General features: G+C 61.1%; 10 protein-coding genes. 5 read left to right on the top strand and 5 right to left on the bottom strand.

Going from position 1 to position 11,309, the window contains the following annotated elements:
* Window positions 1-377: 377 nt before the first annotated feature.
* The 3 genes from E8A46_RS30215 to E8A46_RS30205 all read left to right on the top strand — a co-directional run bounded on the left by E8A46_RS30215 (window position 378) and on the right by E8A46_RS30205 (window position 4,195).
* Complete coding sequence (locus E8A46_RS30215) at window positions 378-1,865, top strand: hypothetical protein (protein WP_291568931.1); 1,488 nt, start codon at window positions 378-380, stop codon at window positions 1,863-1,865.
* Between the two features lie 73 nt (window positions 1,866-1,938).
* Window positions 1,939-2,775 (top strand): hypothetical protein, encoded by an 837-nt coding sequence (locus E8A46_RS30210; RefSeq protein WP_291568930.1) that lies wholly within the window; start codon window positions 1,939-1,941, stop codon window positions 2,773-2,775.
* A 70-nt stretch (window positions 2,776-2,845) separates the two neighbouring features.
* Window positions 2,846-4,195 (top strand): polysaccharide biosynthesis C-terminal domain-containing protein, encoded by a 1,350-nt coding sequence (locus tag E8A46_RS30205; protein ID WP_291568928.1) that lies wholly within the window; start codon window positions 2,846-2,848, stop codon window positions 4,193-4,195.
* On the opposite strand, the gene E8A46_RS30200 is transcribed toward E8A46_RS30205, so the two are convergent.
* The gene (locus E8A46_RS30200) at window positions 4,192-5,499 is read right to left on the bottom strand and encodes a UDP-glucose/GDP-mannose dehydrogenase family protein (protein ID WP_291568926.1); all 1,308 of its coding nucleotides are present in this window, start codon (window positions 5,497-5,499) and stop codon (window positions 4,192-4,194) included. The two genes, E8A46_RS30205 and E8A46_RS30200, sit on opposite strands and share 4 nt — an antisense overlap.
* A gap of 213 nt (window positions 5,500-5,712) precedes the next feature.
* On the opposite strand from E8A46_RS30200, the gene E8A46_RS30195 reads away from it, so the two are divergent.
* Together E8A46_RS30195 and E8A46_RS30190 are read left to right on the top strand one after the other, a co-directional pair.
* Window positions 5,713-6,243, top strand: a complete 531-nt coding sequence (locus E8A46_RS30195) for a hypothetical protein (protein ID WP_291568924.1) — start codon at window positions 5,713-5,715, stop codon at window positions 6,241-6,243.
* Complete coding sequence (locus E8A46_RS30190; RefSeq protein ID WP_291568922.1) at window positions 6,194-6,550, top strand: SDR family oxidoreductase; 357 nt, start codon at window positions 6,194-6,196, stop codon at window positions 6,548-6,550. The genes E8A46_RS30195 and E8A46_RS30190 overlap by 50 nt, the downstream gene beginning before the upstream one ends.
* 255 nt (window positions 6,551-6,805) lie before the next feature.
* Here the strand turns inward: E8A46_RS30190 and E8A46_RS30185 are convergent, their stop codons facing one another.
* The 4 genes from E8A46_RS30185 to E8A46_RS30170 all read right to left on the bottom strand — a co-directional run.
* Complete coding sequence (locus E8A46_RS30185; RefSeq protein ID WP_291568920.1) at window positions 6,806-7,102, bottom strand: HU family DNA-binding protein; 297 nt, start codon at window positions 7,100-7,102, stop codon at window positions 6,806-6,808.
* A gap of 223 nt (window positions 7,103-7,325) precedes the next feature.
* Window positions 7,326-7,748 carry a DUF1810 domain-containing protein gene (locus tag E8A46_RS30180; RefSeq protein ID WP_291568918.1) on the bottom strand — a complete coding sequence of 141 codons (423 nt, stop codon included), beginning with the start codon at window positions 7,746-7,748 and terminating at the stop codon, window positions 7,326-7,328.
* A gap of 234 nt (window positions 7,749-7,982) precedes the next feature.
* Window positions 7,983-10,337: an acetamidase/formamidase family protein gene (locus E8A46_RS30175; RefSeq protein ID WP_291568916.1), complete on the bottom strand. Its 2,355-nt coding sequence runs from the start codon at window positions 10,335-10,337 to the stop codon at window positions 7,983-7,985.
* 240 nt (window positions 10,338-10,577) lie between these two features.
* Window positions 10,578-11,309: acetamidase/formamidase family protein (locus E8A46_RS30170; RefSeq protein WP_291568914.1), on the bottom strand; the 732-nt coding region annotated here is incomplete at its 5' end.

Genomic DNA, 11,309 nt, shown 5'->3' with positions numbered 1-11,309 from the left:
TCGAACTACGGGAAAGCTTCACCTGCCCCTGACGAGGAAAGACCTGCGATTGCGTTTCGCGGTTCCTGTGCTGATCTTGAGGAGAGCGAGTCTGCCGGCGCGTCAAACCTGCCTGATCGGATAGCTTCCACATTTGTTTCGCCAAAGTCACGCGGAACCGCATTGAATCTCACGCTGCGACGATATCGGCGGGCCATATTCAGGATGCGTTTGCTTCGACTGCCGATTTCAACATCGTTCTCCGACGCCTGGAGCCATATCGGAAGACAGCATCCGGAACCGCGGACCGAAGCCGCCAATCCCGGAGAATCGGGTGTCGAGGCCTCGTCATGATGCGAAACGCTGCTTTTCAAAGGGATCCGGACACGATTGTCAGATTGCCCAAGGACAATCGGATCCTTCCTCTGCTGCTGACCGTCCTGGACGACTTTCATTGCCAAGCGGTTTCCTACTGCTACTGGAAAAGCAGCAAGCGCATCGAAGAGGTGCTGGCTGGCGATGGGGATCTCGACCTTCTCATTGCGCGGCACGACCAGCACCGCGCCCAGGCGATTTTACTCGGACGCGGGTTCAAGCTTTTTCCTTCCGTCGCGATGCGGGACCATCCGGCAATTCTAAGCTATCTCGGCTATGACGAGCCGAGCGACCGGTTGATTCATCTTCATTTGCATTTCCGCCTGATCGTCGGCGAGCGCCTTCACAAGAATTACCGCATTCCCTGGGAGAACGACGTCCTGGCGCGCGCCATCCTTCACCCGACCCTACAGGTCAGGATGCTGGATCCCACGAGCGAAGCGGTGCTGCTCGGTGTACGCTCCTGCCTCGAACTGCGGCGTCTGGATCCGGTTACGTTCCGCGGCTGGCGGACGACGCTCGCCAGGTTCGCACTCGATCGAAGGCGACTGGCCGAAACGCTCGATCAGGCGCAACTCACCAGCAGGGCCTCCGAGCTGCTGGGCGACGATCTCGGCGCCATGCTTGCCGGTGCCATTTACAGTGAAGGATCATTTGAGGAAAATCACCGGCTGCAGTCGGCCATCCGAAGCCATTTCGCACCGTACCGGGCGTACAACACGCTTGAGGCGCGGCTGCGTAGCGCGGTTCGCGCAATTCATTGGGCGGCCGGCGGCCTCAACAAGTTTTATCTGCATTTGCCAAGGCCATGGAGCCGGCGCGCGCCCGGCGGCGGTTGCGTGGTGGCGCTGATCGGGATTGACGGCAGCGGCAAGAGCACCGTCAGCGCCACCATTCGCACATGGCTCAGCCCCGAGATTGACGTCATACCGGTCTATTTCGGCACCGGCGGCGGGAGGCCCTCCCTGCTTTTGCGTCCCCTCAAGTTGATGGTGCCATTACTGACGCCCTTGCTAAGGACCAAGCCGAGGGGATCATCGCACGGCAAGGTATCGAAAGCTTCCCCGGGGCTGCTCTACAGCCTGTTGCTCATGGTCTGGGCGGCGGCCGTGGCGCGCGAGAAGCGCACCAAGCTGCTCGCCGCACGCCGCGCCGCAAGCCGAGGGCTCGTCGTTGTCACCGACCGCTATCCGCAGAATGAAATTCGCGGATTCAATGACGGACCTTTGTTAACGCGTCTGGCGTGGGCACCATCCTGGCTTCGCAGGTGGGAGGCGCGCGTCTACGCCCTGGCGCAGCGCCTTCCACCGGATCTCGTCATCAAGCTGATCGTCAGGCCTGAGACCGCCGCGAGGCGCGAGCCGGAAATGGACCGCACGGTCATCGAGAAACGTATCGAAGCGATCCCGCGACTGGCGTTTTCCGGCGCACGCATCGTTTCTATCAACGCCGAACAGCCTTTGGCGGACGTGGTTCGCGCGGTCAAACAGGAAATCTGGCGTATGGTTTGAGGTGCGATTCCCAAACACGGGATGACGAATGGGCTGGCTTCAGTTTTTTCCATCCGCATAGGGAGGTTCGGATATGATCGTCGAACTTTTCGGCCCCCCAGCCGCAGGCAAGACCACCTTTGCTCGCGCTCTCGCGGCTCGGCTTCGTGAACGTGGTCACACCGTGGACCTCATCCTCAGTCAGCGACCGGCGGAGGATTCACCGCGTGAAATCCGTTCCGCGACGGACCTCGTCACCCCACAGATCTCACCTATGATACGCCGCCTGACCCGTCCATTTGCCGAGATTCTGACGATGGCGCGCTATCCATTCACCATCCCGCACGATGTCGGAATGGCGCTAAACCTGATCAAAATACTTCCGCCATCCAATGCCCTCTGGTTGCTCAGGCTCGCGCAATACGTGTCACGCCTGTCGCGGGCGTGGTTTCAAGCGTCAACTGCCGGCCACATCGTACTGTTTGACCAGGCGTTCGTCCAAGCGGTCTGCTCGCTTGTCCTGCTTAGCGGGGTGGTGGACCAGCGTCTGATCTCAAATGCGCTGGATGCCATCCCGAAATCTGACCTCCTGGTTCGACTAGACGCGCCAACCGAGATCCTGAAGGCGCGGCTGCGTGACCGGCAACGTCTTGAGAGCAGACTCGAACGTTTGCTCGAACTGGATACGGCTACCAGCCTGAGGTCGTTGGCCATCGTCGATGGCCTGCACGAACTTCTCCGTAGGGGAGACAGGCAGATCATGAATGCCGCTTCGCTCGATCAGCATTCGCTTAACGAGGCCGTGGAGCGGATCGAGAAACAGATAACGGCGCAGTTCAACACGGAACAGCGCGGCGCGGCGAGACGAAGCCAGCCTTGCTCCGATTCGATTCGCGTTGATCAGACTCTGGAACGCCGTACTGCCTCGTAACCTTCGATCCAGACGGTCGATCGATCCACAGGGCAGCCGGCAGAGGAAACTGAAATTTGTGACCACTGAAATGCTTGACCAGGACCTTGGCGGCGCGCGGATCAAACGGGTCGCTCTCGGTGGCATCACCGCGTTCGCGATCTTTATTGCCAGCGCCGGCGTCACCGCCTGCTCGCAGCTCTTGATCGCCCGACTTGTCGGCGCCGACACCTATGGCGTCTACACCTACGTCATCGCCTGGATGACGATCCTTGCCTATTTCTCCGCGCTCGGCTTCGACATCGCGCTGCTGCGCTTTCTGCCCGCCTACCAGACCAAAGCTGCATGGAGCCTCGCGCGAGGCGTAATCCAGTACGCAGAGCGACGAGCACTCGCCGTTGGCTTTCTTTTGATATTGGCGGGGGCTTCGATCATCCTGATCTGGTCCCGGCAGTTTACGCCGGAGCTCAGGAATACGTTCCTCATTGGATTCATTCTTGTACCGGCATGGGCGCTGTTGTGGATACGCTGCTCGATTGTTCGCGCGTTCGGCGGCGTGGTGCTGGCGCTGGCGCCGGACAAGATCGTGCGGGACGGCCTGCTGCTGGTTCTTGTCGTGCTGGTCAGCTTGGGACTGGGGTGGCATATCGATGCCCCGCTGATCATGATGGCGACGCTGGTCGGTTCGACCGTGGCGCTCGGGCTCGCCAGTGTCGCGATGCGCAGACTCAGCCCCGGCTTGGTCACACATTCACCTCCGGAGTATACTGCGGCGATCTGGCGCCACACCGCTGTTCCGCTCATGATCATCGCAGCCGCCGAGGCTCTTCTCAACCGAACCGGAGTCGTGCTGCTCGGCTGGTTCGGAGAGACGAAGGAGGCCGGAATCTACAGCCTCGTCTTCAATATTTCCTTCCTGGTGGTATTGCCGCGCACCGCGATTAACACCTTGTTCGCACCAACGATCTCGAGCCTGTTCACGCAGAATGATCGAGCGACACTGCAAGCCCTCCTGACAAAGTCCGCGTCATGGACACTATGCGCGGCAGGTTGTATCGCGATCACGATCGCGGTACTGGCGGAACCGATCCTCACCTGGTTCGGCAAGGATTTTGCCGACGGCGTCCCCGCCTTGCGCATTCTACTCGTCGGCCAGGTGATCGCGGCGAGCTACGGTTCACAGCTGCACGTCATGACGATGACCGAACACGAGCGCGGCGCTGCCGCCTTGCTGATTCTGAGCGCGGCCGTAAACGTCGTCGCCAGTATCGTCTTCATCCGCATACTCGGGCTGACCGGCGCAGCGATCGCGACAACCATCGCGCTGATCGTCTGGAACGTAGCCATGGCGTTCTTCATCTCTCGGCATTTGCGATTGCTGCCGGGTGTCCTTGGAATGCTTGGATCGGCACGCAGGCGATCCTTGGGGCTACGCCCCTAGTTGGCACGCCCGATACTTTGATACAGAAAGCCGCGCCTTGTCAGTTCTCCGGGATCATAGACATTGCGAAGATCGACGACGACCGGACACACCATCTCGCGCTTCAGTCGGTCGAGATCAAGCGCCCGAAACTGCTCCCATTCGGTTACGATGACCAAAGCATCGGCGCCGTTGGCGCATTCATACGGATCCCGGGAGTATTGAATATCCGGCATTTCGATGCGGGCTAATTCCATGCCAACCGGGTCAAACGCCCGGACGACCGCACCCATATCCAGCAGCGCAGTGATCAGGGCGATTGAAGGGGCCTCGCGCATATCGTCGGTGTTCGGCTTGAACGTCAGGCCAAGCACTGCAATGGTCCTACCGCGCAGATTCCCGCCGAATGGCACTGCGACCCTCCGCGCCATCGCCCGCTTGCGAGCGTCGTTGACGGAGCAGACTACCTCCAGGATTCTGAGGGGAGCGTCAAAATCCCGAGCGGTTTTGATGAGCGCGCGCGTATCCTTCGGAAAGCAAGAGCCGCCGAAACCAGGGCCCGCATGGAGAAACTTCGATCCGATGCGATTATCCATGCCTATTCCGCGCGCAATTTCTTGAACGTTTGCACCCACCTTTTCCGCCAGATCCGCAATTTCATTGATAAACGTAATCTTGGTAGCCAGAAACGCGTTAGCCGCGTATTTGATCAGTTCAGCGGTGCGGCGGCTGGTGTACATGATGGGCGCCTGATTGAGACAGAGAGGCCTGTAGATCTCACCCAATACCTTGCGAGCGCGCTCGTCGAGCGTTCCCACAACAATACGGTCCGGGTGCTTGAAATCACGCACCGCCGCACCTTCGCGTAAGAATTCAGGGTTCGAAACCACCGAGACGTTCGTTGACGGATTCACCTCCATGAATATCCGTTCCACCTCGTCGCCAGTGCCGACAGGCACAGTCGATTTTGTCACCACAACTGCGAAACGTCTGACAGCCTTGGCAATCTCGCGAGACACCGCATAGACTTGGCCAAGATCCGCGTGGCCATCGCCGCGGCGCGAGGGTGTGCCTACCGCAATGAAAATGGCCTGCGCATCGGCTACGGCGCCGACAAGGTCGGTCGTGAAGACCAGCCTGCCGGCGCTGGCATTACTTTGGACAAGGCGCTCAAGATCGGGCTCAAATATCGGAATTTCGCCGCGTGTCAGCGACGAAATCTTTGCGTCATCCTTGTCCACGCAAGTGACATGATGTCCAAAATCGGCGAAGCAGGCGCCTGAGACTAATCCCACGTATCCCGTCCCCACCAGAACTATACGCATGACCGAACGCCCCCTGTTCGGAATTCGACTTCGCTTGCTTACATTCGCATATCAAAGGCTTGGTTGTAAATTTGGGTCTTGATACCTCGTAAATGCAATGTGATTAACCCGCAATTGCCGGCAGCGGCAACGACGCGACCGCGCCGAAACAGAACGTCAGACGGTTTCAATGAACTCGGTGACCTCCCCCTCGCGGCTCTCGCAGACCCCCGCATGCGCCTTGATTACAACGCTTGGCGACACTCCTTTGCCGAGACCTCGCACAAGGCCGACAACGCTTCGACCACGTTGGCCCGCATTTTGGCGTTTGCCAAAGACCGGGGCGTGATCGCAACCAACCCTTGCGAGAAAGGCAGCCAGCTTCACGCGGCCGATCAAAATCTGCGGCGAACAAGAAATCGCATCCCAGCCAGCGGCATCGCTTATCGAGCGAGACTTTTTCAAACGTCCCGCTTACGGTCACAAGGAAGACTCGACGCGCAATGTCCAATTACCAACTATCGGATAGAATCTCACGAACCCCGATTGCTAGGCTGCGGCATGATCCGTGATCTTTCCGGTACGATTCGGCGGCTCTACACAGATCCCGGCGAATATATCGACTGCGACCATGCGGCCGTTCGGGACTTCGCCAGAGCCGGCGTTCCCGCGGACGCCAGCGACCGCACGAAGGCCAACCTGCTCTACAAGAGCGGTGCGCGACGGAATCCGCTACTACCCTTACGTCAATATGCGCACGCCTGAGACGTTCCGGGCCTCCAGCGTGCTCGCAGCCGGCAACGGGTATTGCGTAGGCAAGGCGGCGCTTTACACCGCCGCCTGCCGCGTCCACGACATTCCCGCCCGCATCGGATTTGCCGAAGTGCACAACCACCTTACGACCGAGAAGCTACGCCAAAGCATGGGGGCACTCTTGGCTGAGAAACAACCGTCTTTGGATTTCGTCTCTCCGGCACAGCTTGGCGGCACCGTGGCTTTGCTGTGTTCGCCTACGGCGGACCAGATCACGGGCACGACGATCTCAGTCGATGGCGGCTGGACCGCGCAATAGCGGAAGGATTGACTCTTCGAAGTCTGCTTAGCGCGCGGCGGCTGTTCACCCAGAGAGTGCCCATTTAGGGTCAGACAGTAGAAACAGAAGGCCACGCGGGCATTACACCGCGTGGCCTTTGCGAGACTGTCCCCCTAGACCCTCCAGAGATTCCGTCTCGGGACGCATAGTGTGCAGGTGAAGGTGCCGGTCTAGGGTGTGATGGAATTACCCACAGTTCAGACCAACGAACACGCCTCAACCAACCCGTCCGCTTCAAACAGCGTCTTTAGCAACCTTCAGGGGCGATGCCTTGACCGACTTGCTGGCTGGCTTGGCCGCGAACTCCATAGGCTCCTTCGTGAAAGGATTTATACCGCTGCGGGCTTCGGTGGCAGGCTTGTTCACGACCGACATTTTGGCGAAGCCGGGAATGACGAACTCGCCGGATTCATTCAGTTCCTTATAGCCCACAATCGCCATCTGCTCGATGACGGCCTTTACGTCTCCCTTGGAAACCTGCGTTCCCTCTGCAATTGCATCAATCAACTGATTCTTGGTCATTTTGGCCATGATGGATTCCTTTGTGGAGACTCAGGACGATTTAAAGCGCATGAGCCACGCGGTTCGCTTCTCGTTCATGCCCAGGGTCATGAAGTCACCGGGCTTAAAACCTATCGAGGCCCAAAACGCAAGGCGCAGTTCGGTGTGTATTCCTTACCTGGCTTCTAGGCGCCAGAACCGGGCGTGGCTCGACCGAAATGCCCATCCATTCGGGTCATAACCAGACGGGCGTCTAGGACGCGAGCAGGTCCAGAGTCGCTTGGTCCGGCTTTCCGCCGTAAAATTTCGAAATCGCAGCGGCGAATTCCGGATCCGACGAAACGGCGCCGAACAGAGTCATCGACGAGCGGAATTTCAGGTCGTCGGGACTACCAAGGATTTCCAGGATAGTACGGCCCTCGATAGCGTTGACGAGCGCGGTGCACTGCTTGAGCCTCACTCCCAGGACGTCATGTCTGAGATAGGCGACCGCCTCCTCGCGCGAGGAGATGGCGAAACGCTGCGCCATCGCACTGTATCCAAGTCCGGCAAGCTGGGGGAAGATGAACCACATCCAGTGGCTTTGCTTCCGACCGCGGCGCAGTTCGTCGAGAACACGCGGGTAGACCGACGACTGAGCGTCGAGGAAGCGCTGGAGGTCAAAGGGACCGGTCATGATGCCGAGTTTGCTCCACTGTCGACAAGCCGATCGAGAGGTACTCGCCCGCTCTCGAGAGTTTTCACGCCCACGACTGACAGATCGACCACGCCGCGCGGGCCGATCTTGGGACGACGGCATCCTGCCACGAGAATGCGGGGACGAGAACGTTTACCGGACGAAGGAATCGGCTTTCGAGGGCGGCAGTAGCAGCAGCCTGGCTGGCGACAAAGGGTGCTTCAGGGCCGACGGCTATGGGCGCGGAACCTTCTCAAACAGCCGCTTGCTCAGGATGGCGTGAACGCCCCAATTGCCGTCGACCACCTGCGTGACGCCGAAATCCACCGCCGCCGACATCAGTGCGATCGCCTCGTCCTCGCTCAATCCTTTGATGTTCATCAGAAAGCGGCGCATCTTCCGGAAAGCGTCCTTCATCGCCAGATCAAGCGACGATGTCGCGTAGACCTCGCTCTGCCCCTTGGCGCCGAACTCCGCCAGATAGTTCGGATGGCTGAACCCGGTCAAGACCCAGTCGGTCTCGGTCTCGATCAGGGGATAGGTCAGGTCGGCGAAGACACGGCCGGCGAGATCCGCCTTCTTGTGCAGGATGAGCTGGAACGTCCCGGTCATCGAACATTCGATCGCTGTGCCGCCCAATTCGCCGTCGCCCTGCGTCGCATGCGGATCGCCCACCGACAGCAGGGCGCCCGGCACCGAAACCGGCAGATACACCGTCGAGCCCTTGCCGAGACGCCAGTTGTCGAGGTTGCCGCCGAAATAGGAAGGCGGGATCGAGTCGACGAAATCCACCTCGCGCGGCGCCACCGCGATCACGCCGAAATGCGGACGCAGCGGGATGCGAATGCCGTCGAGCACCTGATGCCGGCGCTTGACCGAGCCTGGCAGCACCGGCACGCCGGGATAGTCGTAGGTCGAATGCATCACGCCGAACGGATCGGCGAGCGGCTCCCAGCGGTAGGAATAGAGCGCGCGGGCACAGGGCGTTTTTTCGTGGTCGCCTTCGCGCTCCGCGAAGTAGATTTCGTAGATCGTCACCGCCTCGCGCGGTTTCGGCTCGGCGAGCAACTCGTTGTAGTGATAGCCCCACCACGCCGCGACGCTGGAGCCAAACACCTGGCCTTCGAATTCGGGATTTCGGCTGGGCCGCGGCACGATGTCGAGGATGCGAACCTCCAGCACGTCGCCGGGCTGGGCGTCCCTCACCGCCACCGGACCGGTGCAAATGTGAACGCCGAAACCTTCCCCGGCGCCGCGGCCGTAAACCGACGCGTCCATCGGGCCGGCGCCGCGCCGATCGACGTTCTTGGCGTGACGGGTCCAGCCAAACACGCTTTCGGCCCCGGCGTCGCCCGCGATCATCCGCGCCGGATCGTCGGAGGCGTGCTGCGTCAGGGTCTCGATCGTGATGGTGTCGCCCGAGTTGACCTCGGCCTGCGGCGCCAGCGACCTCGAGAAATAGCCCCAATGGACGCGCGCCGCCTCCACCGCGAGATGGTGGTGACGATGCTCGCCTTCGGCGCATGGCGCCATGTCCGCCGGCTTCGATGCGGCGCTCTTTTGCGCGACCGCCAGCGGGTGATAGTTGCGCAATTGCGCCAGCGCCTGCTGCGGCCAGCCGCGCTGGCCGGCCGCCGCGGCGGAAACCGTCGCGCGCTCGATTTCCTGCTGGCGGAATTCACGCGGCGAAAGTCCGAACCGATGGCGGAACGCCCGGCTGAAATGCGCGGAATCATTGAAGCCGTTGCGATAGGCGATTTCGGAGATCGAATAATGCGCCTCGGCCGGGTTCGACAGTTCCGCCGAGGTCCGCTGCAACCGGCGCTCGCGCAGATAGTGCGTGAAGCTGCTGCCGGAACCCTCGAACAGCTTTTGCAAATAGCGCTCGGATATTCCTTCGGTCTCGGCCACCCGCGCCGGCGTCAGATCGGGATCGTCGAGCCTGCGTTCAATGGTCTGGCAGAGACGGTGCAGGATCGCGGCCTGGGTCGCGGTGCCGCCCGCCTCCGCGGTCGGGGAGCGGACGAAGCTCGGCAGCAGGTCGGCCAGGCTCTGGGCAACGGCCGCCCATTCGGTATCGGAAAGGATCTCGATATTTCGCGCGGCCGTCTCCAGCGTGCGGGAAAACACCTCGGTAAAGCCGCTGGGCGGCAGGACCCGGACCTCGTCGGCGACCGGCCGGCTCATCTTGCGGCCATGAAAGGCCTCCGACGTCACCGACAACACCACCGCGCGCATGTCACGCTGGAACGCCACGCTCAAGTCGCCCTTTCGCGGCAGCAGGATCAGGTGCCCATTCGCGATAATCTGATGGCCCGCATGGGTCCTCAAGGTGACGCCGTCCTCGACCGGCAGCAGCACGATCGGCACGTCGTCGGCGCCATGTGACAATGGCGACACCGCCTGTGATCCCGCCGCCAGTCTCGCCAGCACGACACCCTCGGCGTTGCGGCGTGACGCGGTCGCATGCCCGGTCTGAACAAGCGAGCCCGCCGACGGCTGCAGCCCGACGGCTCTCAGGACGTCCCGCCACGCCTCCAGCCGGTCGTTCTCGGAATAGGATTCACTTGTGAATGGGCGGAAGCTCATCCATCGACCCCCAACACGGGAATCGAAGCAACCTCCATGCCAAAGCCGGGGGCGCACGCCGTCATTGGCCGCAGATACAACTCCCGGATATCCCGGGCGAACCTGCAACTTGCGAATATCCTTGGCGGAGGGTTCCCTCCGCAGGCCCGACCGGCTCAGCGAGAATCAGAACCGCCGCTCTTAATCCATTGTTTTGACGCGCTTTCCTTTCACAAACGGTCTCGAAGAAGGCTGCAGGCGTCAGTCGCACCTGAACAGGTTCTTCCGCAGGGTGCCGTGGACGCCCCAATTGGCGTCGACCACCTGGGTCACGCCGAAATCGGCGCCCACCGACATCAACGAGATTGCCTCGTCTTCGCTCAGCCCGTGCACCGTCATCAGAAACCGCCGCAGCTTGCGGAACGCATCGCGCATGGCGCGGTCGAGGCTCGAATGGTTGGCGATCTCGGTCTGGGCATTGGCCCCGAGTTCGGCGAGGTAGTTCGGATAGGTAAAGCCGTAGACCGACCAGGCCTGCTCCGTCTCCAGCATCGGATGCGTAAGCCCCTCCAGCGCGGTGCCGCCGAGATCGCGGTGCTTGTGCAGGATGAACTCGAAATCGCCGGTCAGCGAGGTTTCGATGGCGGTGCCGCCGAGTTCGCTGTCGCCCTGGGCGGCGTGCGGGTCGCCGACCGAGAACAAGGCGCCGGGCACGGCGACCGGATAGTACATCCGCGCGCCCTTGCCGATCCGCCAGTCATCGATGTTGCCGCCGGTGTAGCTCGGCGGAATCGAACTGACGAAATCCGATTCCGACGGCGCCAGCCCCATGGTGCCGAAATGCAGCCGCGCCGGCACCTTCACATGCTCAAGGATATTCTCGCGCTTGCGGATGGTCGTATGGTCGACCCGCACGCCCGGATAATCGATCGTGGCATGCACGATGCCGTCCGGATCGGTCTGCGGCGTCCAGACGTAATTATAGACCGCCTT

The sequence above is a fragment of the Bradyrhizobium sp. genome (assembly GCF_004799445.1).
Classification (GTDB): Bacteria; Pseudomonadota; Alphaproteobacteria; order Rhizobiales; family Xanthobacteraceae; genus Bradyrhizobium.
This window is presented reverse-complemented; position numbering and strand designations above follow the sequence as displayed.

What these genes read in the sequence shown, in the direction of transcription:
- E8A46_RS30180 (WP_291568918.1), bottom strand. Translation starts at nt 7,748, where the DNA reads ATGACCGGTCCCTTTGACCTCCAGCGCTTCCTCGACGCTCAGTCGTCG.
- E8A46_RS30210 (WP_291568930.1), top strand. Translation starts at nt 1,939, where the DNA reads ATGATCGTCGAACTTTTCGGCCCCCCAGCCGCAGGCAAGACCACCTTT.
- E8A46_RS30200 (WP_291568926.1), bottom strand. Translation starts at nt 5,499, where the DNA reads ATGCGTATAGTTCTGGTGGGGACGGGATACGTGGGATTAGTCTCAGGC.
- E8A46_RS30205 (WP_291568928.1), top strand. Translation starts at nt 2,846, where the DNA reads ATGCTTGACCAGGACCTTGGCGGCGCGCGGATCAAACGGGTCGCTCTC.
- E8A46_RS30195 (WP_291568924.1), top strand. Translation starts at nt 5,713, where the DNA reads ATGCGCCTTGATTACAACGCTTGGCGACACTCCTTTGCCGAGACCTCG.
- E8A46_RS30175 (WP_291568916.1), bottom strand. Translation starts at nt 10,337, where the DNA reads ATGAGCTTCCGCCCATTCACAAGTGAATCCTATTCCGAGAACGACCGG.
- E8A46_RS30185 (WP_291568920.1), bottom strand. Translation starts at nt 7,102, where the DNA reads ATGGCCAAAATGACCAAGAATCAGTTGATTGATGCAATTGCAGAGGGA.